This window comes from Flavobacterium pokkalii (genome assembly GCF_014596575.1).
GTDB classification, from domain to species: Bacteria; Bacteroidota; Bacteroidia; order Flavobacteriales; family Flavobacteriaceae; genus Flavobacterium; species Flavobacterium pokkalii.
On sequence record NZ_NASZ01000016.1, the window covers coordinates 72,653 to 96,920 of the forward strand.

The 24,268-nt window shown below is 35.6% G+C and carries 27 protein-coding genes; 21 read left to right on the plus strand and 6 right to left on the minus strand.

The genetic code is table 11. The features are described from left to right. The first annotated feature begins 93 nt into the window (after positions 1–93). The 18 genes from aspS (at position 94) to B6A10_RS11030 (ending at position 17,440) form a co-directional block, all read left to right on the plus strand. Positions 94–1,842, plus strand: coding sequence for an aspartate--tRNA ligase (gene aspS / locus B6A10_RS10945; RefSeq protein WP_188220903.1), 1,749 nt, complete (start codon positions 94–96; stop codon positions 1,840–1,842). Between the two features lie 128 nt (positions 1,843–1,970). Then, a complete protein-coding gene (locus B6A10_RS10950) occupies positions 1,971–2,165 on the plus strand; it encodes a cold-shock protein (RefSeq protein WP_026712532.1) in 195 nt (64 codons plus the stop codon). A 236-nt stretch (positions 2,166–2,401) separates the two neighbouring features. Continuing rightward, the gene (locus tag B6A10_RS10955) at positions 2,402–2,767 is read left to right on the plus strand and encodes an NADH-quinone oxidoreductase subunit A (RefSeq protein WP_055091803.1); all 366 of its coding nucleotides are present in this window, start codon (positions 2,402–2,404) and stop codon (positions 2,765–2,767) included. 140 nt (positions 2,768–2,907) lie between these two features. Continuing rightward, positions 2,908–3,456: an NADH-quinone oxidoreductase subunit B gene (locus B6A10_RS10960; protein ID WP_188220904.1), complete on the plus strand. Its 549-nt coding sequence runs from the start codon at positions 2,908–2,910 to the stop codon at positions 3,454–3,456. Positions 3,457–3,458: 2 nt separating this feature from the next. Further along, on the plus strand, positions 3,459–3,980 hold the full coding sequence (locus B6A10_RS10965; RefSeq protein ID WP_026712535.1) for an NADH-quinone oxidoreductase subunit C: 522 nt from the start codon (positions 3,459–3,461) through the stop codon (positions 3,978–3,980). 32 nt (positions 3,981–4,012) lie between these two features. Then, entirely contained in the window at positions 4,013–5,251 is a 1,239-nt protein-coding gene (locus tag B6A10_RS10970; protein WP_055091801.1) for an NADH-quinone oxidoreductase subunit D, read from the plus strand. Positions 5,252–5,254: 3 nt separating this feature from the next. Then, on the plus strand, positions 5,255–5,785 hold the full coding sequence (locus B6A10_RS10975; protein ID WP_188220905.1) for a complex I 24 kDa subunit family protein: 531 nt from the start codon (positions 5,255–5,257) through the stop codon (positions 5,783–5,785). A 1-nt stretch (position 5,786) separates the two neighbouring features. Then, entirely contained in the window at positions 5,787–7,154 is a 1,368-nt protein-coding gene (gene nuoF / locus B6A10_RS10980; protein WP_055091797.1) for an NADH-quinone oxidoreductase subunit NuoF, read from the plus strand. A gap of 69 nt (positions 7,155–7,223) precedes the next feature. Beyond that, on the plus strand, positions 7,224–8,273 hold the full coding sequence (locus B6A10_RS10985) for a 2Fe-2S iron-sulfur cluster-binding protein (protein WP_188220906.1): 1,050 nt from the start codon (positions 7,224–7,226) through the stop codon (positions 8,271–8,273). Between the two features lie 3 nt (positions 8,274–8,276). Next, on the plus strand, positions 8,277–9,329 hold the full coding sequence (gene nuoH, locus B6A10_RS10990) for an NADH-quinone oxidoreductase subunit NuoH (RefSeq protein ID WP_188220907.1): 1,053 nt from the start codon (positions 8,277–8,279) through the stop codon (positions 9,327–9,329). A gap of 66 nt (positions 9,330–9,395) precedes the next feature. After that, positions 9,396–9,941: a NuoI/complex I 23 kDa subunit family protein gene (locus B6A10_RS10995; protein ID WP_026712541.1), complete on the plus strand. Its 546-nt coding sequence runs from the start codon at positions 9,396–9,398 to the stop codon at positions 9,939–9,941. Next, positions 9,942–10,481, plus strand: coding sequence for an NADH-quinone oxidoreductase subunit J family protein (locus B6A10_RS11000; RefSeq protein WP_035140985.1), 540 nt, complete (start codon positions 9,942–9,944; stop codon positions 10,479–10,481). Between the two features lies 1 nt (position 10,482). Then, entirely contained in the window at positions 10,483–10,803 is a 321-nt protein-coding gene (gene nuoK, locus B6A10_RS11005) for an NADH-quinone oxidoreductase subunit NuoK (RefSeq protein ID WP_026712543.1), read from the plus strand. 6 nt (positions 10,804–10,809) lie between these two features. After that, positions 10,810–12,693, plus strand: a complete 1,884-nt coding sequence (gene nuoL / locus B6A10_RS11010; RefSeq protein WP_188220908.1) for an NADH-quinone oxidoreductase subunit L — start codon at positions 10,810–10,812, stop codon at positions 12,691–12,693. A 9-nt stretch (positions 12,694–12,702) separates the two neighbouring features. After that, positions 12,703–14,145 (plus strand): complex I subunit 4 family protein, encoded by a 1,443-nt coding sequence (locus B6A10_RS11015; RefSeq protein WP_188220909.1) that lies wholly within the window; start codon positions 12,703–12,705, stop codon positions 14,143–14,145. A gap of 53 nt (positions 14,146–14,198) precedes the next feature. After that, positions 14,199–15,569, plus strand: coding sequence for an NADH-quinone oxidoreductase subunit N (locus tag B6A10_RS11020; RefSeq protein ID WP_055091788.1), 1,371 nt, complete (start codon positions 14,199–14,201; stop codon positions 15,567–15,569). 157 nt (positions 15,570–15,726) lie between these two features. Then, complete coding sequence (locus B6A10_RS11025) at positions 15,727–16,443, plus strand: DsbA family oxidoreductase (protein ID WP_188220910.1); 717 nt, start codon at positions 15,727–15,729, stop codon at positions 16,441–16,443. Positions 16,444–16,453: 10 nt separating this feature from the next. Next, complete coding sequence (locus tag B6A10_RS11030; RefSeq protein WP_188220911.1) at positions 16,454–17,440, plus strand: Gfo/Idh/MocA family protein; 987 nt, start codon at positions 16,454–16,456, stop codon at positions 17,438–17,440. A 155-nt stretch (positions 17,441–17,595) separates the two neighbouring features. Here the strand turns inward: B6A10_RS11030 and B6A10_RS11035 are convergent, their stop codons facing one another. After that, the gene (locus B6A10_RS11035; protein ID WP_188220912.1) at positions 17,596–17,967 is read right to left on the minus strand and encodes a hypothetical protein; all 372 of its coding nucleotides are present in this window, start codon (positions 17,965–17,967) and stop codon (positions 17,596–17,598) included. Between the two features lie 185 nt (positions 17,968–18,152). Here B6A10_RS11035 and B6A10_RS11040 point away from each other — a divergent pair, with 185 nt between their 5' ends. Beyond that, positions 18,153–19,022: an AraC family transcriptional regulator gene (locus tag B6A10_RS11040; RefSeq protein WP_188220913.1), complete on the plus strand. Its 870-nt coding sequence runs from the start codon at positions 18,153–18,155 to the stop codon at positions 19,020–19,022. Between the two features lie 59 nt (positions 19,023–19,081). Here B6A10_RS11040 and B6A10_RS11045 read toward each other — a convergent pair whose 3' ends face one another. Continuing rightward, positions 19,082–19,483 carry a hypothetical protein gene (locus B6A10_RS11045; protein ID WP_155960714.1) on the minus strand — a complete coding sequence of 134 codons (402 nt, stop codon included), beginning with the start codon at positions 19,481–19,483 and terminating at the stop codon, positions 19,082–19,084. 286 nt (positions 19,484–19,769) lie between these two features. On the opposite strand from B6A10_RS11045, the gene B6A10_RS11050 reads away from it, so the two are divergent. Next, positions 19,770–21,044 (plus strand): Y-family DNA polymerase, encoded by a 1,275-nt coding sequence (locus B6A10_RS11050; RefSeq protein WP_188220914.1) that lies wholly within the window; start codon positions 19,770–19,772, stop codon positions 21,042–21,044. After that, the gene (locus B6A10_RS11055) at positions 21,035–21,475 is read left to right on the plus strand and encodes a LexA family protein (RefSeq protein ID WP_055091777.1); all 441 of its coding nucleotides are present in this window, start codon (positions 21,035–21,037) and stop codon (positions 21,473–21,475) included. The genes B6A10_RS11050 and B6A10_RS11055 overlap by 10 nt, the downstream gene beginning before the upstream one ends. Positions 21,476–21,530: 55 nt before the next feature. Here B6A10_RS11055 and B6A10_RS11060 read toward each other — a convergent pair whose 3' ends face one another. From B6A10_RS11060 to B6A10_RS11075, 4 genes are all read right to left on the minus strand, one after another. Next, positions 21,531–22,130 (minus strand): REP-associated tyrosine transposase, encoded by a 600-nt coding sequence (locus B6A10_RS11060; protein WP_394354333.1) that lies wholly within the window; start codon positions 22,128–22,130, stop codon positions 21,531–21,533. 120 nt (positions 22,131–22,250) lie between these two features. After that, a complete protein-coding gene (locus B6A10_RS11065; protein WP_188220915.1) occupies positions 22,251–23,132 on the minus strand; it encodes a pirin family protein in 882 nt (293 codons plus the stop codon). A gap of 19 nt (positions 23,133–23,151) precedes the next feature. Further along, positions 23,152–23,469, minus strand: coding sequence for a GNAT family N-acetyltransferase (locus tag B6A10_RS11070; RefSeq protein ID WP_188220916.1), 318 nt, complete (start codon positions 23,467–23,469; stop codon positions 23,152–23,154). A gap of 231 nt (positions 23,470–23,700) precedes the next feature. Beyond that, on the minus strand, positions 23,701–24,268 hold a 568-nt coding region (locus B6A10_RS11075), incomplete at its 5' end, for a sodium:solute symporter family transporter (RefSeq protein WP_449404259.1).

The following is a 24,268-nucleotide window of genomic DNA, read 5'->3' on the forward strand; positions in this document are numbered from 1 at the left end:
ATTAATTTTCTCAATTTAATGTACATAATTAGTTCTAAATTTGCAGCCGGTCGTTTTTCAGACTTATAAACCAATATAATTAAATTTTTCAATATGTACAGAAGTCATAACTGTGGCGAATTGAACGCCTCACATATAAACAGCGAAGTAACACTTGCAGGTTGGGTTCAAAAATCAAGAGACAAAGGATTCATGAATTGGGTTGATTTAAGAGACCGTTATGGAATAACACAATTAATTTTTGACGAAAGTCGTACTGAAAAAAGCGTTTTTGAATTAGCTAAAACACTAGGACGCGAATTTGTAATTCAGGTAAAAGGGACTGTTATTGAGCGTGAGGCTAAAAACAAAAATATTCCAACAGGTGAAATTGAAATATTAGTTTCTGAGTTAAACATTTTAAACAGTGCTTTAACTCCACCGTTTACCATTGAAGATGAAACCGACGGTGGCGAGGACATCCGAATGAAATACCGCTATCTTGATATTAGAAGAAATCCGGTAAAAAACAGCTTGTTGTTTCGCCATAAAGTAGCGATGGAAGTTCGCAAATATTTATCTGATTTGGATTTTTGCGAAGTAGAGACACCTTATTTGATTAAATCGACTCCGGAAGGAGCTCGTGATTTCGTTGTACCAAGCCGTATGAACGAAGGACAGTTTTATGCTTTACCACAATCGCCACAAACTTTCAAACAATTATTGATGGTAGGTGGAATGGATAAATATTTCCAAATTGTAAAATGTTTCCGTGATGAAGATTTACGTGCCGACCGTCAGCCGGAGTTTACACAAATTGACTGCGAAATGGCATTTGTGGAACAGGAAGATGTTTTAAGTATTTTTGAAGGTTTGACCCGTCATTTGCTGAAAAAATTAAAAGGAATTGAAGTAGATAAATTCCCTCGCATGACGTATGAGCACGCTATGAAAACTTATGGGAATGACAAACCGGACATTCGTTTTGGGATGGAATTTGGAGAATTGAATCAATTTGCTCAACACAAAGAATTCCCTGTTTTTAATGCCGCTGAATTAGTAGTTGGAATTGCTGTTCCGGGAGCCGGAAATTATACCCGTAAAGAAATCGATGCTTTAATTGACTGGGTAAAACGTCCACAAGTAGGTGCTAGCGGAATGGTGTATGTAAAATGCAACGAAGATGGTACTTTTAAATCATCGGTCGATAAATTCTACGATCAGGAAGATTTGACTAATTGGGCAAAAGCAACCCGAGCTAAAGCTGGTGATATGATTTTTGTGCTTTCAGGTCCTGCAAATAAAACCAGAGCACAATTAAGTGCTTTACGTATGGAATTGGCAACACGATTAGGCTTACGTAATCCAGAAGTTTTTGCTCCGCTGTGGGTAGTGGATTTCCCTTTATTAGAATTTGATGAAGAAAGTGGTCGTTATCATGCGATGCATCATCCATTTACCTCTCCAAAACCTGAAGATATTGCTTTATTAGAAACGAATCCCGGACAAGTGCGTGCTAATGCCTACGACATGGTATTGAATGGAAATGAAATTGGTGGAGGTTCAATCCGTATTCATGATAAAGCTACTCAACAATTGATGTTTAAGTATTTAGGTTTCTCAGAAGAAGAAGCTAAGGCACAATTTGGATTCCTAATGGATGCTTTTCAATTTGGAGCACCACCTCACGGTGGTTTAGCCTTTGGTTTGGATCGATTAGTAGCTATTTTAGGAGGCCAGGAAACCATTCGTGACTTCATTGCTTTCCCAAAAAACAACTCCGGAAGAGACGTAATGATTGATGCTCCTTCGGCAATTGATTCCGCTCAATTACAGGAGTTACACATACAATTAGATTTATAATAAAAACCTTCTTAAAACCTTTGAAAAACCTGAATATCAATTATTTTAATAAAAATATTGCTATTAATCATTTTCGTATGCTTTTAAACATTACATTTGTGATATTATAAATTATTATTACAATTACAATGCGTACAGGTAAAGTTAAATTTTTCAATGAATCAAAAGGTTACGGATTCATTACAGACGAAGAAACAGGAAAAGACATTTTTGTTCATGCTTCAGGAATCAGCGCGGAAGAATTACGCGAAGGTGACAGAGTAAGTTACGAAGAAGAAGAAGGAAGAAAAGGAAAAGTTGCTGCTAAAGTTGCAGTAATCTAAACAAAATAGTTTTTTGTTACGAATGTTAAAACGTCCCGAAATTATCGGGACGTTTTTTTTATTCCCTAAATCTTAAAATTTTAGAAATTTTTAAGAAATGCACAAAGCCGTTATTTATAATGATTAAAAACTACAAAAAAATCCCTTAAAACCAACCACTAATTATTATATTAAACTTGTGTTTTATAACATTGACAACTATCTTTGTGACTTATTTTAGCACAAATTTTATTATTATGCAATCAGGACAATTCAATTATCTTCCTATCCTTATGCAAGCTTTGCTGGCAATTGGTTTTGTTGTTGCCACTATCATCATTTCAGGTAAATTAGGACCAAAAAGAAATTCGGCTACAAAAGATAAAAACTTTGAGTGCGGAATCGAGTCAGTAGGAAACGCCCGTATTCCATTTTCAGTAAAATATTTCCTGGTAGCCATCTTATTTGTGCTATTTGATGTTGAGGTAATTTTCCTTTATCCGTGGGCTATCAATTTCAAAGAACTGGGAATAGAAGGAATGTTAAAAATGATTGTTTTCATGGCTTTACTTTTGGTTGGTTTTTTCTACATCATCAAAAAGAAAGCTTTAGAGTGGGAATAAATGAGATTTCAGATTTTAGATCTCAGAATTCAGATTTAAAATTGAAAACTCTTCAAACTATAAAAAATTGATTTAAAAAATTGATTTTACCTTTTACGATTTAAAAATCTAAAATCTAAAATCAGCAATCGAAAATAAAAATGAGTACTTCAAAAGTAAAAATGGTTGCCCCTCCGGAAGGTGTTGTTGGAGAAGGTTTTTTTGCTACAAAATTGAATGATGTAGTAGGTTTGGCTCGTGCTAATTCACTTTGGCCATTACCTTTCGCTACTTCTTGTTGTGGAATTGAATTTATGGCCACCATGGCCTCTCACTATGATTTAGCCCGTTTCGGCTCAGAGCGTGTGAGTTTCTCTCCCCGTCAGGCCGATATGCTTTTAGTTATGGGAACTATTTCAAAAAAGATGGCTCCTATTTTACGTCAGGTTTACGAACAAATGTCTGAGCCAAGATGGGTAATTGCCGTAGGTGCCTGTGCTTCTTCAGGAGGAATATTCGATACTTACTCTGTTCTTCAGGGAATTGACAAGGTGATTCCGGTAGATATATATGTACCTGGATGTCCGCCAAGACCGGAACAAATTGTAGATGGTGTAATGAAATTGCAGGAACTGGTAAAATCAGAATCCGTAAGAAGAAGAAGTTCACCAGAATATCAAGAATTATTAGCTTCTTATAATATCAAATAAAAATGGCATTAGAAAACACCGCTATCCAAGAAAAATTAGTCGAAACTTTCGCAGGAGATGTTTTTAATTTCCAGGAGGAAAGAGATATTTTTTCCTTTGAAATCAATGCTAAAAATAATACCGCAATCATTTTATTCCTAAAAAATGATCCTGAATTACGTTTTCACTTCTTAACAGATTTATGCGGAATTCATTACCCGGACAATCCAATTGACAGACAATTTGCAGTGGTTTATCATTTGCATAATTGGTATGAAAACAAACGTATTCGAATCAAGGCTTTTCTTAACGGAGAAAATCCGGAAATAAAAACAGTTTCCAACATTTTCCTGACAGCTAACTGGATGGAAAGAGAAACTTACGATTTCTTTGGGGTAAACTTTATTGGTCATCCACAATTAAAACGTATTTTAAATATGGACGAAATGGTTTCTTTCCCAATGCGTAAAGAATTCCCAATGGAAGACGGCGGAAGAACGGATAAAGACGACCGTTTCTTCGGTAGAACCATCGACAATTGCTAAAAAAACAATATATAATTTTTCACATTCTATAAATGTCAGAACTATTATTACCACCAGAGCATCGCTATGCTAAAATCATAAAAGAAAGATCCAATGAAGACGGAAGTGAGCTTTCCATCCTGAATTTGGGTCCGACTCACCCGGCTACTCACGGAATTTTCCAAAATATCCTGTTGATGGACGGAGAGCGTATTTTAGATGCCGAACCTACTATTGGTTATATTCACCGTGCATTTGAAAAAATTGCCGAAAATCGTCCTTTCTATCAAATTACGCCACTTACAGACAGAATGAATTATTGTTCTTCTCCTATTAATAATATGGGATGGTGGATGACTTTAGAAAAATTACTCAATATTGAAGTCCCAAAAAGAGCGCAATATTTAAGAGTTATTGTAATGGAATTGGCGCGTATTACCGATCACTTGATTTGTAATTCAATTTTAGGAGTAGATACGGGAGCTTATTCCGGATTCCTATATGTTTTCCAATTCAGAGAAAAAGTTTACGAAATCTACGAAGAAATTTGCGGCGCCCGTTTGACTACCAATATGGGTAGAATCGGTGGTTTTGAAAGAGACTGGTCGCCAAAAGCATTTGAATTATTAAATACTTTCTTAGAAGAATTTCCGGTTGCCTGGAAAGAATTCGAAAACTTATTCGAAAGAAACCGAATTTTCATCGACAGAACCGTAAATGTAGGAGCAATTTCAGCTGAAAAAGCAATGGCTTACGGTTTTACAGGGCCAAATTTACGTGCAGCAGGTATTGATTATGATGTGCGTGTGGCACAACCATATAGTTCTTACGAAGATTTTGATTTCAAAATCCCGGTAGGAAAATCAGGTGATACTTATGACCGTTTTTGTGTTCGTAATGCAGAAGTTTGGGAAAGTTTAAGTATCATTCGTCAGGCATTAGATAAAATGCCGGAAGGCAATGAATACCACGCCGAAGTGCCTGATTATTATTTGCCTCCAAAAGAAGATGTTTACCACAATATGGAATCATTAATTTACCATTTCAAAATTGTAATGGGTGAGGTTCCGGTTCCGGTAGCTGAAATTTACCATCCGGTAGAAGGAGGAAATGGTGAAATTGGTTTCTACCTGGTAACAGATGGAAGCCGAACACCATACAGACTTCACTTTAGAAGACCTTGTTTTATATACTACCAAGCTTATCCGGAAATGATAAAAGGAGCATTATTATCTGATGCCATTGTTATTTTATCCAGTTTAAATGTAATTGCCGGAGAATTAGACGCATAAATTATGGAACGTACACATCACAAACAAGAAATAAATATGACTGAAACATTGATGAACCGCATCAATGAATTAATCAGTCATTATCCGGAAGACAAGAAAAAATCGGCTTTATTGCCTGTTCTGCACGAAGTTCAGGATGCTCATGACAACTGGTTGAGTATCGAGCTAATGGATAAAGTAGCCGAAATTTTGGAGATTTTACCAATTGAAGTATACGAAGTGGCTACTTTTTATACCATGTTCAATTTGAAACCAATTGGGAAATACATGTTTGAATTCTGTCAGACATCTTGCTGTTGTTTAAGAGGAACAGAAGATTTGATGGATTATACCTGTGAAAAACTAGGCGTCGGCATTGGAGAAACAACTCCTGATGGACTTTTTGAAGTAAGAGGTGTGGAATGTTTAGGCGCTTGTGGATATGCTCCAATGATGCAATTGGGTGATTTTTACAAAGAGCATTTAACCAGAGAAAAAATCGATCAGTTAATTGCTGATTGTCGAGATAATAAAATAATATTACACGATAAATAAGATGTCTCAAAAAATATTATTAGACAAAATAAACGTTCCGGGGATTAAAACTTACGAAGTCTATCGCAGAGAAGGCGGTTATGCTTCGGTAGAAAAAGCCTTGAAATCCATGACACCTGATGATGTGGTGGAAGAAGTTAAAAAATCAGGACTTAGAGGTCGTGGAGGTGCAGGTTTCCCTGCCGGAATGAAATGGAGCTTTATTGATAAAAAATCCGGCAAACCAAGACATTTGGTTTGTAATGCCGACGAATCAGAGCCGGGAACTTTCAAAGACCGTTATTTGATGGAATTTATTCCTCACTTATTGATTGAAGGAATGATTACTTCAAGTTTTGCTTTGGGAGCCAACCGTTCGTATATCTACATTCGTGGTGAATACATGTGGGTTTTTAAAATATTAGAAAGAGCCATTGCTGAGGCAAAAGCAGCAGGATGGTTAGGAAAAAATATTTTAGGAACCGGTTATGATTTAGAATTACACGTTCACTGTGGTGCGGGAGCCTATATTTGTGGTGAAGAAACCGCTTTGATTGAATCTTTAGAAGGAAAAAGAGGAAATCCACGTATCAAACCACCATTCCCGGCAGTTTCCGGACTTTGGGCAAACCCAACAGTGGTAAATAACGTAGAAACTATTGCAGCAGTGCCTTGGATTGTAAATAATTCTGGTGATGATTATGCTAAAATAGGAATTGGACGTTCTACAGGAACCAAGTTGATTTCAGCTTCAGGAAATGTTAAAAATCCGGGGGTTTACGAAATTGAATTAGGTTTAAGTGTTGATGAATTTATGAATTCTGATGAATATTTAGGAGGAATGAGTTCTAACCGACCTTTGAAAGCTTTAGTGCCGGGAGGTTCTTCAGTACCTATCTTACCAGCCGATTTAATTTTTAAAACAGCTAACGGTGAAGACCGTTTGATGACTTACGAATCTTTAAGCGACGGAGGTTTTGCAACAGGTTCTATGTTAGGTTCAGGAGGATTTATTGTGTATGATGATACCGCTTGTATTGTACGTAATACCTGGAATTTCTCCCGTTTTTACCACCATGAATCTTGTGGACAATGTACACCTTGTCGTGAAGGAACAGGTTGGTTAGAAAAAGTGTTATGGCGTATTGAAAATGGTCAGGGACGTGAAGAAGACATTGATTTGTTATGGAGTATCCAAAGCAAGATTGAAGGAAACACCATCTGTCCTTTAGGAGATGCCGCATCTTGGCCGGTAGCAGCAGCTATTCGTCATTTTAGAGAGGAATTTGAATACCATGTTCGTTTCCCGGAAAGAATTAAAAACAGAGATCATTTTGTGAACGAACCATTTGAGAAAGTTAGACATTTGATAGCGAAACAAACAGTATAAAGTTGATAGTTGATAGTTGATAGCGATAAGCAGCAAACTAACAACACATAAACAACAACTATAAAAAATATGAAAGTAACAATAGACGGTCAAGAAATTGAAGTAGCTCCGGGAACCACGATTCTGCAGGCAGCCCGTATGATAGGAGGAGAATCGGTTCCGCCTGCGATGTGCTATTATTCTAAACTGGATAAAACAGGAGGAAAATGCCGTTGCTGCTTAGTAGAAGTTGCAAAAGGTAGTGATGCCGACCCAAGACCGATGCCTAAGTTGATGGCATCTTGTGTAACGGGATGTATGGATGGTATGGAAGTGAATAGTAAAAATTCGGAACGTGTACGTGAGGCACGTCAATCCGTAACAGAATTTTTATTAATCAATCACCCATTAGATTGTCCTATTTGCGATCAGGCAGGAGAATGTGATTTACAGGATTTAAGCTTTGAGCACGGTAAATCAAAAACTCGCTTCATTGAAGAAAAAAGAACTTTCGAGCCGGAAGATATTGGTCCGAACATTCAATTACATATGAACCGTTGCATTTTATGTCAACGTTGTGTTGCTGTTGCCGATCAGTTAACTGATAATCGTGTGCATGGAGTTTTGGATCGTGGAGACCATGCTAACATTTCGACTTGTATTTCTAAAGCCATTGACAATGAGTTTTCAGGAAACATGATTGATGTGTGTCCTGTAGGAGCTTTGACTGATAAAACTTTCCGTTTTAAGTCTAGAGTTTGGTTTAACAAACCTTTTAATGCGCACAGAGAATGTACTACTCCGGGATGTTGTGGAAAAACAACCGTTTGGATGTTTGGAAATGAAATTCAAAGAGTTACCGGAAGAAAAGATCAATACCACGAAGTAGAAGGTTTTATATGTAATACTTGTCGTTTTGACAAAAAAGAAGTGAGTGACTGGGTAATTGAAGGGCCAAGAAAATTTGATAAAGATTCGGTTATCAATCAAAATAACTATACCCGCGAAATGGATACTGTTCATATTGCTACTGAAGAAGGTATTTTGAAAGGAAGAGCCGAAGACCGTAAAAAAATCAGTATGACGGCCATTCCGTTAGACCAAAAAGAGCAGGAAGAATTTAAAAATGGTAATCTATAAAAAATGGACAATACAATTATTATAGAAAAAAGTGTTATCATTCTGGTAGTCTTCGCCATTACAATGGTTATGGCTATGTATTCTACACTTGCAGAACGTAAAATTGCTGCCTGGCTTCAAGACCGTATTGGTCCAAACCGAGCTGGTAAGGGTGGAATTTTACAACCATTAGCGGATGGTTTAAAATTATTTTCGAAAGAAGAATTTGAACCTGATACTCCTAATAAATTTTTATTCTATGTAGGCCCTGCAATCGCGATGAGTACCGCCTTAATGACGAGTGCTGTAATTCCGTGGGGAGACCATTTTCATCTTTTCGGAAGAGATATTATTTTACAGGTTTCGGATATTGACAATGCGATGTTATACATCTTTGCCATTCTTTCCATCGGAGTTTATGGTATCATGATTGGAGGATGGGCCTCAAACAATAAATTCTCTTTGATGGGAGCAGTTCGTGCAGGATCTCAAATGGTTTCTTATGAAATTGCGATGGGATTATCTATAATTGCTTTGTTAATGATGACGGGGTCATTAAGTTTGAGAGAAATCAGTTTGCAACAAGAAGGTTTGCACTGGAATGTGTTTTACCAACCACTATCATTCCTAATCTTTTTGATTTGTTCTTTTGCAGAAACTAACAGAACGCCGTTTGATTTAGCTGAATGTGAAAGTGAATTAATTGGAGGTTATCACACCGAATATTCTTCGATGAAAATGGGATTCTACTTATTTGCGGAATATGCAAGTATGTTTATCTCATCAACTATTTTGGCTGTTTTATTCTTTGGAGGATACAATTATCCGGGAATGAGCTGGGCTGTTGAAAATTGGGGAGTAAATATTGCTAATGTAATTGGAATTGCCGTTTTATTTGCAAAAATCTGTTTCTTCATATTCTTTTATATGTGGGTACGATGGACAATCCCAAGATTCAGATACGATCAATTGATGCATTTGGGATGGAGAGTTTTAATTCCATTGTCAATTTTAAATATTATGATTACAGGAATTGTAATTTTAAGACATGAATTACTAGCATTCTTAGGATTTTAATTAAGCAAAAAGTAGTAGTAGCCCGGTTCCGATAGCTATCGGGAAGCTCAAATAAAAATAAAAAAGATGTCAATAGAAACCATATCCTTATCGGGAAGAAAAATGCAAGTCTCTAATAAAGAGATGAGCTTTTTAGAGCGTTTATATCTTGTTGCGATTGTAAAAGGATTAATTATTACACTAAAACACTTGTTTTCGAGAAAAGTAACGATTCAGTATCCGGAACAGGTCAGAACCAGAAGTACGGTGTATCGTGGTCAACACATGCTGAAACGTGACGAACAGGGTCGTGAAAACTGTACGGCTTGCGGATTGTGTGCTTTATCCTGTCCGGCGGAAGCCATCACCATGAAAGCGGCTGAGCGTAAACCAAACGAAAAACATTTATACCGTGAAGAAAAATACGCCGAAATATATGAGATTAATATGTTGCGTTGTATTTTTTGCGGACTTTGTGAGGAAGCCTGTCCAAAAGATGCGATTTATTTGACTACTTCAAAAGTATTAGTTCCGTCAAGCTATGAGCGTGAAGATTTTATTTTTGGAAAAGACAAATTGGTGATGCCTTTAGAAATGGCCATCAAGAATACTCAACTTAAAAATGCTAACTAAATGATACATATTCCTGATTTTGCACACGCAACTACTATACAAATTATATTTTGTGTTTTAGCATTTATCACGGTAATTACCGCTTTTTTAGCCATTTTTAGCAGAAATCCTATCCATAGTGCCTTATATCTGGTGATTTGTTTCTTTACCATTGCCGGACATTATTTATTATTAAATGCACAGTTTTTGGCTATTGTTCATATCATCGTCTATTCGGGGGCGATAATGATTTTATTCCTGTTTACGATTATGTTAATGAATTTGAACAAACAAAATGAAGTCCATAAACCACGAATTACCCGTTTAGGAGCGATTGTTTCGTTTTGTTTAATCTGCATCGTATTGATTTTAGTATTTATCAATTCGAAACCAATTGAAGGAGAATACATCGCTACGGGAGAAGATTATCAGTCTATAAAAGTTTTAGGACACGTATTATTGAACGAATACATGGTTCCTTTTGAATTTGCTTCTATCCTGCTATTAGTAGCGATGATTGGAGTGGTATTATTGTCTAAAAAAGAAAAAACGGAGAAATAAAATGACTAATATTTTAAATGAAATAGGCATTGAAAATTATATTTTCCTTTCTGTAATACTTTTTTGTATTGGAGTGTTTGGAGTATTGTACAGACGAAATGCTATCATCGTATTTATGTCGATTGAAATCATGTTGAATGCGGTAAACCTTTTGTTTGTGGCTTTTTCAACTTATCATCAGGATGCACAAGGTCAGGTTTTTGTGTTTTTCTCAATGGCAGTTGCCGCTGCAGAGGTTGCTGTTGGTCTGGCTATTTTGGTTTCAATCTTTAGAAATTTAGGTTCGATTGATATTAATAATTTAAAAAACTTAAAAGGATAAACGATAATGAATACGAATTTAGCTTTACTCTTATTATTAGCTCCTCTTTTAGGATTTTTATTTAATATTTTCTTCGGAAAAAACATTGGAAAAACAGCTTCAGGCGTTGTTGGAACACTTACTGTTGCGGTATCTTTTATAGCTACGCTTATTTTTTTTCTGCAAATCAACGAAACCAAAGAAGCCGTTCAAATTGATTTATTCAACTGGATGCGCACCAATAATTTCCGTGTAAATTTTGGGTTGCTTTTGGATCAGTTATCTATTTTATGGTTGCTTTTTGTAACCGGAATTGGATCTTTGATTCACCTCTACTCTATCAGCTATATGCACGATGATGAGAATATGCACAAGTTTTTTGCCTATTTGAATTTGTTCGTTTTCTTCATGATTACTTTGGTTATCGGAAGCAACTTATTGGTTTTATTTATCGGTTGGGAAGGTGTAGGACTTTGTTCTTATTTACTTATCGGATTTTGGCATAAAAACCAGGAGTATAATGATGCAGCAAAAAAAGCTTTCATCATGAACCGTATTGGGGATTTAGGATTATTGATTGGTATTTTTATCATCGGGTCTTTGTTTTCTACTTTAGATTATACAACATTAAAAACAGCCATCGCTTCTTCAAGTAATTTAGATCTGTCAATGATTTCTTTGGCTGCTTTTGCTTTGTTCATTGGAGCTTGTGGCAAATCAGCTCAAATTCCTTTATACACCTGGTTACCGGATGCGATGGCGGGACCAACACCGGTTTCGGCATTGATTCACGCAGCGACTATGGTTACCGCTGGTATTTTTATGATTACCAGATTGAATTTTGTTTTCGACCTGGCTCCGGAAGTTCAAAATATTATTGCCATAATTGGAGCCGTAACTTCATTGGTAGCGGCTACGATTGCTTTGGTTCAAACCGATATCAAAAAAGTATTGGCTTACTCTACAGTATCTCAATTAGGATTAATGTTCCTTGCTCTTGGTTTCGGGGCTTATGAAGTTGCCGTTTTCCACGTAATCACACACGCTTTCTTTAAAGCTTGTTTGTTCTTAGGTTCAGGATCGGTTATTCATGCTTTACATGGCGAACAAGATATGCGCAGAATGGGTGGATTGAAAAAAGTAATGGGAATCACCTTTATTACTTTCTTAATTTCATCGTTGGCTATTTCAGGAATTCCTCCGTTTTCAGGATTCTTTTCTAAAGATGAAATCTTGATGACTGCCTTTCAACACAATGTAGTTCTTTGGGTTATTGCTTCCTTAGCTTCATTAATGACTGCTTTTTATATGTTCCGTTTGTTATATTTAACTTTCTACAAAGATTTCAGAGGAACTGAGCACCAAAAAAGTCACTTACACGAAAGTCCGGGATTAATCACTTTCCCATTGATTGTTTTAGCTATTTTAGCTGCTGTAGGGGGATCAATTAGTTTACCTACTAATAGTTGGTTGAACGGCTATTTAGCTCCTTTATTTTCAAAAGAAGCACACGAAGCACATCATTTTGGTACTCAGGAATACACTTTGATGGCAGTTGCCGTTATTGGCGGATTAGTTGGAATTGGAATTGCTTTTGCCAAATACATCAAACAAAATCAGGTTCCGGCGGAAGACGCTGAAATTACCGGATTTGCAAAAGTATTGTACAACAAATATTATGTAGATGAAATTTACGATGCAATCTTTGTAAATTCAATCAATGCGTTATCAAGATTCTTTAGAGATTATATCGAAACTGCCTTATCTGCATTCGTATTTGGATTAGGAAAAGTAACCAATGAAATAAGTTATCAAGGAAAAAAATTACAAACCGGAAGTATTGGATTCTACCTGTTTGTATTTGTTCTGGGACTTTGCAGTATCGTAACTTATTTATTTTTAGCTCAATAATTTTATATCATGAACGTATCACTACTATTAATTATACTTCTTGTTGGCGCATTTGCTACTTACTTTGCCGGCGATAAACTGGCTTCCAAAGTGGCGCTATTATTCAGCTTAGTAGCTTTTGGTATATCAATTGCGTTATTGAATGCTTATAATGCGGGTGAAAACATTAGTTTCTTCAAATTTTGGATTAATAAACCGGCCATCTCTTATTCATTAACGGCTGATGGATTGTCGTTAATCATGTTATTATTGACTACGGCTTTAACTCCTTTGATTATTTATTCTTCTTTTGGAAACGAATATAAAAATGCAAAATCTTTTTATGCTTTGATTTTATTCATGTCATTTGCAATGGCGGGAACGTTCTTAGCTTCTGACGGACTTTTGTATTATATTTTCTGGGAATTATCTTTAATCCCAATTTACTTTATTGCTTTAATTTGGGGAAATGGAGATACAGAAGAACGCAAAAAAGCGGTTGTTAAATTCTTTATTTACACCCTTGCCGGTTCCCTTTTCATGCTAATTGCTTTTGTGTATTTGTACCAAAAAGCAGGTAGTTTCTTGATTGAAGATTTCTACAAATTAGATTTAAGCAGAATGGAGCAATTCTGGATATTCTGGGCATTTTTCCTGGCTTACGCTATCAAAATTCCAATTATTCCTTTCCATACCTGGCAGGCTAAAGTATATCAAAAAGCACCAACGGTGGGAACCATGTTACTTTCCGGTATTATGCTAAAAATGGGATTATACAGTGTTTTACGTTGGCAGATTCCTATCACGCCGATTGCTTCAAAAACCTATTTACCAATTTTAATCGGTTTTGGAATTGCCGGAGTTATTTATGGTTCGATTGTGGCTTTACGCCAAAAAGACTTAAAGAAACTTTTGGCTTATTCTTCCTTAGCTCACGTTGGTTTAATTGCTGCCGGATGTTACACCCTAAATTCAGACGGTTTACGCGGAGCGGTTTTACAAATGTTAGCGCATGGATTTGTAGTAGTCGGATTGTTCTTTGCTGCTGAAATCATTTACAGAAGATTTGAAACAAGAACTATTGCCGATATGGGCGGAATTCGTACTCAGGCACCAAAATTTGCTTCTTTGTTTATGATTTTGGTTTTGGCTTCTGTGGCTTTGCCAACAACTTTTAACTTTGTGGGAGAATTTACCGTTTTATATAGTTTGGCTCAAATCAACTTATGGTTTGCACTTTTAGGTGGAACAACAATCATTTTAGGTGCTTATTATATGCTAAAAATGTACCAACAGGTTATGCTTGGCGAAACTAACACAAAAGTATTTGCCGATGTAACGCTGCATGAAACTGTAGTATTGGTCATTATTGTTGCGGTTATTTTCATTTTTGGTTTGTATCCAAGACCAATCAATGAATTAATTACCCCAGCTTTGGACCAAATTGTGAGAACATTGTATAAAATTCAATAATCAAGACCGACTATTTTAATATCAGGTACTTATCCTGAATCACGATAAAAAATATGAATACATTAATAGCAATAATAGGATTAGGTGTTTTATGCCTTTTATTTGAAATTTTCGATGCCCGAAAAGCAATTATTCCAATAGCCGTTATTGGATTATTAGCCATTCTTGGACTGGACATATCCGAATACAATGCTGCTCCTGCTTTCTACTATAACAACATGATTGTAGTGGGCAAATATTCAACTACTTTTTCAGCATTATTTATCATCCTTACAACCTTTTTGGTGAGTTTAGGTCATAAATTTTATGAAAATCGTCCGGCCAAACTTTCTGATTTTATTGCCATTAAAATATTCCTTTTAGCCGGAGCGGTTGCGATGGTTTCTTTTGGAAATTTAGCAATGTTCTTTTTAGGAATTGAAGTATTATCTATTGCGCTTTATATTTTGGCTTCGAGCAATCGTACCAGCATCAAAAGTAACGAAGCCGGTTTGAAATATTTCCTAATGGGTTCGTTTGCATCCGGAATTATTCTTTTCGGAATTTGTTTAATTTACGGTGCAATGGGAACTTTTGATATTACTGAAATCAGTGAATTATCCCGTTCAGCTGAGTTGCCAATTTGGTTCCCTATTGGAATTGTGCTGCTTTTCATTGGAATGTTATTCAAAATTGCCGCTGTACCTTTCCATTTCTGGGCTCCTGATGTTTACGAAGGTTCTCCTGCTTTAACAACTGCTTTGATGAGTACTTTAGCAAAAGTGGTTGCCATCGCAACTTTGTACAAATTAGTCAAAACAATGAATGCTGATATTTCTCCATCTTTCCAGTTGGTAATTGTAATCGTATCAATTGCTTCGATGACCGTTGGAAATATTATGGCGCTTCGTCAGATAAATGTAAAACGTATGTTGGCTTTCTCAGGAATCTCGCATGCGGGATTCATGTTGATGACTTTATTGAGTACTGCAAAATCTTCAGGAACTTTATTGTACTATACTTCTGCTTATGCCTTAGCCGGAATTGCTGCCTTTAGCGTAATCCTGTATGTGTGCAAAACCAGAGAAAATGAAGACATCACAAACTTTCATGGTTTAGGAAAAAACAATCCATTAATGGCGGCTGTTTTAACAGCTTCCTTACTTTCAATGGCCGGAATCCCTATATTCGGAGGTTTCTTTGCTAAATTATTTTTGTTCAACCAAACTATTCAGGCCGAATTTATCGCCTTAGTTATTGTTGCGGTAATCAACTCAATCATTAGTGTGGGTTATTATTTCAAATTGATATTAGCCATGTACACTAAGGAACCTAACGAAGCTAAAATTCCGACTTCAAAAATTTATTATGCCGTAGCGGTAATTTCCATACTTTTAAATATCGCTTTAGGATTATTCCCTTCCTTTGTGTTGGATTTATTATAATTTTATCTGAAATAAAAAACAGTAAAACCATCAGGATTCGTCTTGATGGTTTTTTCTTTTTACAAAACATCCAACCAAAGCAACTCTTAATAAAAACATAACAGCCAAATATTTACAACTATTTTTCTATACATTTGTATATACAAATAAACAAGAGATGGAAAATAAACTTAAAATACAAATCTGGTCAGATATTATGTGTCCGTTTTGTTATATCGGAAAAAGACGTTTAGAAAATGCGATTGATCAGTTTGGTCATCAGGATGCCATCGAAATCGAATGGAAAAGCTTTCAACTGGACCCTAATTTTATTGCCTCTGAAGGTGATAATTTAGCCGAACATCTTGCTGAGAAATATCGAAAAGATCAGGAATGGGCTCTAGAATCCCTAAAAAATACTGCGCAAACCGCCGCCAATTCGGGTTTGGAATTTCATTTTGAAAAAGTCACCATGGCTAACTCGTTTAATGCGCATCGCCTGTTACATTTAGCTAAACAACAACAATTAGGTTCGGAACTAAAAGAATTACTATTCAAGGCCTATTTTACCGATGGAAAAGATGTAAACGATACCGAAACACTAAAAGAGCTGGCAATTAAAGCCGGATTAGAAGCTCAAACTATCGATAGTGTACTCACATCTGATGCATTTGATAAAGAAGTACAGCAAGATATTTTGAGAGCACAACAAATAGGTGTTCAGGGCGTTCCCTTTTTCGTATTCGATAATAAATATGCCGTTTCGGGAGCGCAATACGAACAAACCTTTTTAAATGTTCTTGAAAAGGTTTGGGAAGAAGGTCAATTTCAATCAAAAATTACTATCTTGAATTCCTCAGAATCGAACAGCTGTAACTTGGAAGGCTGTGACTAAATTGAACAAGATGAGTGAACATAAACTAACAAAAATTCGATGGGGAATCATTGGTTGCGGAGATGTAACCGAAAAAAAAAGCGGTCCTGCTTATCAAAAAACGGAAGGATTTGAAATTGTCGCAGTTATGCGACGCGATGCTGAAAAAGCAGCCGATTATGCTCAAAGACACGGAATCAAAAAACATTATTCAAATGCGGATGAATTAATTAATGATTCTGAAGTCGATGCCGTTTATATTGCTACCCCACCCGATTCTCATAAATTGTACGGATTAAAAGTCGCTGAAGCAGGAAAAATTTGTTGCATCGAAAAACCATTAGCTCCAAACTACGAAGACAGCAAAGCCATTTACGAAGCTTTTGAAGCTAAAAACATTCCGCTTTTTTCTGCTTATTACCGTCGTTCTTTGCCAAGATTCAAACAGATTAAAAAATGGCTCGAAGCCAACAGTATTGGACAAATAAGACATATCAACTGGCATTTAAGCAAACCTGCTTCTCCTCAGGACTTATCAGGCTTATACAATTGGCGCACTGATGCAAATATAGCCAAAGGAGGTTACTTTGACGATTTAGCCAGTCACGGATTAGATTTATTCAATTATCTATTGGGAGATATCAAAGAGGTTTCAGGCTTTAGCATCAACCAGCAAAATTTATATTCGGCTAAAGATGCTTTAGTTTCCTGCTGGCTGCACGAAAATGGAATTACAGGAACAGGCAGCTGGAATTTTGGCTGTGCTACCCGCGAAGACAAAGTTGTAATTTACGGAAGTCAGGGAACGATAGAATTTTCAATTTTCGATGAAAATCCGGTTATACTTTCTAACGAAAACGGAGTAGTTCCGATTTTTATCGAACATCCGGAAAACGTACAATTATACCATGTTCAGGACATGAAGGAGCAATTACTGGGTTCCGGCACACATCCTTCAAACGGAAAAACGGCCACACACACCAGTTGGGTTATGGATCGTATTATCGGTAGCCTATAAAATAAAAAAAGTCCCTTAACCAGAGGGACTTTCTTTTTTCACTACACAAACTAATTAATTACTAACAAATAGCAAATTTCTAACCAAAATTAGTATATCATAATTCGTGCCAAAAATTAAATTCAAAACTATTTTAATTAAAAAAACCCTCTTTTTTACAAAGCCGTCTTATCAACAACCGCAAAAGGATCCGACATTATAGTTGCCGAATCGTCTAATACCAGAACTTCATACTTACTAATCTTGGTTTTAGACTCTTCTACCAAATAATAAACCCCTTCCCTAAAGTTATTTAAGTCATAACTCCTAACCAATTTCCCGTCCACCAGGACGTTTTCGGTATGAATCAATTTATCATTTGCATCATAAATACTTATTTTGGTTTCATCCGAATCTTCTAAACCAAATGAAATCATTTTTTCCTGACGAAATTTATTATGTAATGAAAAATTAACAGCTACCGCATACACATTCATAGCCAATAAGACTATCCCTAACACTAAACTAATTTTTAAAATCTTTTTCATAATACCATGTTTTAGATTTATACTCATTTCATAGTATAAAGTTAGAACAAGCCTGCCGACCAAAATGATAGTAAATTTTCCAATTAATATGCTGAATTACCTTTTACGAAAACGTTTTAGTGAAATACGGTTAATATTCTATATTTATTTGTTAACTTAGTATAGCCAAACCAAACATAACAAAAATGAAACCGAATGCACCAACACTCAAAATAATCGAACCTTCGTTTGGAAGTTCGTTTACGCTCACCAAATACAACATTAATTACAATTCCAATTTTTGGCATTATCATCCCGAAATTGAACTGATATTTGTAAACGGCGGAACAGGAAAACGCCAGGTAGGCAGCCACATTTCCTATTACAACAACGGCGATTTGACTTTAATTGGGAGCAATTTACCACATTGCGGATTTACCGATGAACTTACCGGAAATAAAAATGAAATCGTCATCCAGATGAAACCGGAATTTTTAGGCGAACATTTTTTTGATATTCCTGAAATGCGAAATATCAAAAACTTATTGAATCAGGCCAAATCCGGAATTACATTTGGAGGAAAAACAAAAAGAAAAATTGGAAAAAAAATCGGAAAAATGGAAGACCAATCTCCATTTGAACGACTGTTGAGTATTATCGAAATTCTCAACGAACTGGAACTCGCCACCGAAGACGCTACTGTTTTAAATGCCGAAGGTTTCCGAATGGAAATGCACGTACAGGACAACGAAAGAATCAATTACATATTCAACTATGTAAAAGATCACTTTAAAGAGCCTATTCATCTTGATGAAATTGCCGGAAAAGTATCGATGACTGTCCCATCATTTTGCCGTTATTTCAAAAAAATAACCCACAAAACATTTACTAAATTCGTAAACGATTACCGATTAGTTCACGCCTGTAAATTGTTAGCCGAAAAACCCATCAGCATTACCGAAATTGCTTTTGAAAGCGGATTTAATAATTTCAGTCATTTCAACAAATCCTTCAAAGAATTCACCGGAAAAAATGCCTCTGATTATCGTCATGAATTAAAATCGGTTTTTGAGTAATACATTTAGCCATAAAAAAAGGCTCCTAAAAGGAGCCTCTTTCATCTAACCAATCTTAATTATTTAACAGCAACCGTTTTATACTCTACTGAATATGGATCTGACATGATAGTTGCAGTTTCGTTCACTACAAGAATCTCATACTTTTCCACTTTTGTTTTAGACTCTGCTACCAGGTAATACACCCCGTCAGCCAATGGATTTAAATCGTAAGTCTTCACAATTTTTTCTGAAGATTTCAACGGATTCAAGTTTAAAGTATAAACGTGCTCCGTGTGCAACAATTTATTACTTGAATCATACATAGAAACATCAGCTTTATTTACATCATTTAGTGCAAAAGTTACCATCTTTTTAGAACTGATTTTTTCAACTTTAGCTGTTTTATGACCAGTTGCGCGTGTATTCATAGCTAATAATACAACTACTAATACGATACTTAGGTTTAAAATCTTTTTCATAACTAGAAATTTTAGATTTATATTTCTTTTAACTGGTTCAAAGATAGTATGCTAGCACAGAATTAAACTACAGCAGTTTTTCATATTTCTATGCTATATTACCTTTTACGAAAACGTTTTAGTTGAAAAATGGTAATTTTAAACACTTTAAAGTTAATATAGCATAGTTTTTAACCAAAAACACAATTCTATTGTCTTCAGAAAAAAACAAAAAACACTACCGTTTTTTCTAAAAAACTCCCCCAAACAAGATTCAATAAAAAACACTAATGCGTAATTTTGTACTATGTATGCTTTAGTCGACTGTAACAATTTCTATGCTTCCTGCGAACGTGTTTTCCAACCGGAACTCAACGGCAAACCCATTGCGGTTTTATCTAACAATGATGGCTGTGTGATTTCCAGAAGCGAAGAAGCCAAAGCCACCGGAATTACTATGGGTGTTCCCGCTTTTCAGATTAAAGACTTAATCAAAGAAAAAAACATCCATATCTTTTCGTCCAATTATGCGCTGTATGGCGATTTGAGTCGTCGTGTAATGGCAATCCTGAATCAGTTTACGCCAAATATTGAAATTTACAGTATTGACGAAGCCTTCCTGAATTTTGACGGACTCAACATTGAAGATTACCATAATTATGGACTTCAAATGAAAACCCGTGTACAAAAATGGCTTGGAATTCCGATATGCATTGGATTGGCAGAAACCAAAGCCTTATCTAAAGTAGCGAATAAAATTGCCAAAAAATTTCAGGACAGAACTCAAGGCGTATATGTAATGGACTCCGAAGAAAAACGCATCAAAGCTTTAAAATGGACTAAAATCGAAGATGTTTGGGGCATTGGTTATCGTATGACCAAAAAAGCAAAACTGCGCAACATCAACACTGCTTTTGACTTTATTCAACCGCAACACGAAGTTTGGATAAAAAATACTATGGGCGTAACCGGTCTTCGTTTAAAAACCGAACTGGAAGGAAAATCGGTTTTAGATTTAGAACCTATCGTGGAGCAAAAGAAAAGTATTGCCATTACCCGAAGTTTCCCCAAACAAATTGCTGATTTTGATTTATTACGAGAACGCATCACTACTTTCGCTTCAGTTTGTGCCGAAAAATTACGCAAACAAAAATCCTGTTGTCATACCATTATTGTGATGCTTGTGGTGGACAAACATTCGGTAAACAGCTCGCAATACTATTTCAACAAAGCAATCACATTGCCTTATGCGACCAATTCGACATTAACTATTGCCAATACCGCTATTGATTTATTCAAACAATTGCATCAGGGAAACGACCATTTGAAATTCAAAAAAGCAGGAGTAATCGTCAGCGAACTCATTGGTGAAAACCAGAAACAATTTCAGCTTTTCGAAGAAGAAAATCCAAAACATCTGGCACTGATGAAAGCGATGGATCGTCTCAACGCTAAAATTGGTGAAACCAAAGTAAAATTAGCCAGCCAAAACCTGAAACTCACTTGGGACATGAACCAGAATCATTTATCGAATAAATACACTACTAATTTCAAAGAGATTCTCGAAATACGATGTCAATAAAGAAAAACCAAAAACTCAGTTTTTACAAACCCGATTATGAAAGCGAACTGCGTATTCCTTTTATTCCCGACGGTGTTTCGGCAGGATTTCCCTCGCCGGCAGCTGATTTTACGGAAAACAATATCGATTTGAATAAAGAATTAAGCGAAAATCCGCTCGCCACTTTTTACATTAAAGTAAAAGGAAACTCGATGATTGATGCCGGAATTGAAAATGAAGATGTATTAATTGTAGACCGAAGCATTGAACCGCAGGACAACAAAATTGCCATTTGCTATATTGATGGCGAATTCACCGTAAAACGTATCAAACTGGAAAAAGACTGCCTCTACCTGATGCCCGAAAACAGCAATTACACCCCCATAAAAGTCACTGAAGAAAACCAACTCATCATTTGGGGAATTGTGACTTATGTGATAAAAAAAATGTGAAATCAAACAAATTCCCCCCGCTGCCGCACGAATCCTTTCGTGTGGCTCGTCCTACTCAAACATTAAACATTCTAAAAACAACTATATCATCAATTAATCCTGTTTCTCCAGAATAATCAACAGCACTACTATAAACATAGTCTTGTGCCTTATAAACCAATCCGGCTTCTACAGGATTATTGTGTACATAATCTATTTTTTGTTGAATAACTTTATTACTCCATAGCTCAATAGGTTTGTTGTCGTGTCTCCAAAACTGATAATGCTTTACATTAGAACTTTTATCTGCTTCTTTTTTGAAAAAATCCAATAAAAATTCTTTCCTACTCTCTCTAGGATTTTCTCTAATACTTTTTACAATCGACTGACTAGTGAATCGTTTTAAATCTCCGATTAAAAGCTCCGGATTTTGACCATTTATACTTCTGAAAACCAAATGAACATGATTAGTCATTATGCACCAGGCATGAATTTCCAAACCTTTATTTTTTTGACAAAACTCTAAACTCTCCAAAAACAAATCTTTATACTCGTTTCTAGTAAATACATCTAACCAACCCACAACAGCAAAACTAATAAAATACAATCCTTCCGGATTATGAAACTTATAATTTCTACTAATAAAAATTAGGATTTTACTGCAAATATAAAGAATTTAGTTCTAATCACGAGCCACACGAAAGGATTCGTGCGGCAGCATAAAAGGATATAAAAAATGTGAAATCAAACGAATATGATTTCACATTTTTTATAATTGAAAATTTACAACAATAATTTAAAATTTAGGAGGCACAGGCAAAGGGACAAATCCGGTTTCTTCTGGAATCTTAGGGAAAGTCTGCTGAATCCATCGTTCTTTCGCTTCTTCAATCATAGCTTTATCAGTAGCTACAAAATTCCAATAAATAAAACGTTCTTCAGAAAAAGCTTCACCCCCAAAAATATAAACACTTGTATTTTCTCCCATTTCAAATTCACAAAGCGTACTTTCTTTGGCAACCAAAATTTGTTTTGGTTCAAAAATAGTGTCTTCGCTTTTAATACTTCCTTCAAGAATATACATAGCACTTTCGCCAAATAAATCCTTACCAATATTGACTTTTTGAGGTTTTGTATTCTTAATTTCAATAAAATATAACGGACTGTAAGTAGGCACTCCTGATTTTCTCCCAAAAGCTTCTCCGGCAATCAATTTAAACGAAAGACCATTTTCTGTCCAATGCGGAATTTCATCTTCTTCAATATGTACAAAAGAAGGTTCCATCTTCTCTAACTCTTTTGGCAATGCCACCCAAATTTGAAAGCCATGAAGCATTTTCTCAGAACTACGCAAATATTCAGGAGTCCTTTCAGAATGTACAATGCCTTTCCCAGCAGTCATCCAGTTTACTGCTCCGGGTTTTATCTCAATCTCACTTCCAAGACTGTCGCGATGCATAATACTTCCCTCAAAAAGATAAGTTAGCGTAGAAAGTCCAATATGCGGATGTGGTCCTACATCCAGATTCTGATAATTCGATAAATGAGTTGGCCCCATATGATCGAGAAAAACAAATGGTCCAACAGCTCTTTTTTGACGAAACGGCAACAAACGTCCTACCAGAAAATTACCGATATCAGCAGCGCGTTCTTCAATTATTTGTTCAATATTTGACATAAAAAGTTAAATTGATTAATTATAAAAATTTGATTCCGTGAAAACTATCATCAACAATACGTTTCCATTCCGGATGTCTCTTGATGTAAGCAAACACTAACGGACAAAGCGGGATAAGTTTGTATTTATTATCCTCAATATAAGCCAATGTTTTCTCAATTACAGCTGTAGCTGCACCTTTACCTTCCAATTCAGGTTCAACTTCAGTATGGATTAAAGAAATAACATTCGTTTGTTCTTTGTAAACAATAAAGGCTTTATGTCCTTCAACAGTAATTTCAAATTGTTGCGCTTCTTCATTTTTGATAAGAGGTATATTTTCGAATTCTGGTTTCATATTCAGTTAATTAAATTAATAAAAAACAATAATCTAGACAAGAAAAGCTAATTATCAATTGCTTTCGTCCACTCTATTTTATTTAACAAATTTACGATTCTATAAAAATAGATCTCTTAATCTATGTTAAGAAGATAAAACAATTCAGTTTTTAATCTTATCCAAATAAAAAAAATGTGAAATCAAACGAATTCGACTTCACATTTTTACATTTAAAACTATTATTTTCTTTTACCAGAACTTCACGTATAAAGCAGCGATAATTAATAATGTAATAACAATCAAAACTGTAGTTTGCGGTTTTACTTTGAACATTTCAGTATCCAATTCGAATGCTTTTGGATTTACTTTTGGTCCTGCAAAACTGATTCCAACCATCAATAACATGGTGAACATAAACGATAATCCCATACAAATGTGGAACGGAATTTCATACAATCCTTTTCCATTTGGATAAGCTGTGTACAAGAAGGTTTCGTTTCCAAACAAGGCTGGAGCATATTCGTTGAATAAAACTGACAATAAGAATCCTGCTAATACTCCCACAATTGCAGCCGTTCCTGTAGTTCTTTTCCAGAACATACCTAAGAAGAACATCGCAAATACTCCTGGACTAATGAATCCTGTATATTTTTGAATATAAGTAAATCCTCCTACTCCTCCAATTCCTAAAGTATCATTCCAAGTAAATAATACTGCCAAAACCATAGAAGCAAATACAGCCAAACGACCAATGTTTACCTGTTGTCTTTCGCCAGCCCCTTTTTGAATGTATTTTTTATGAACATCTAAAGTATAA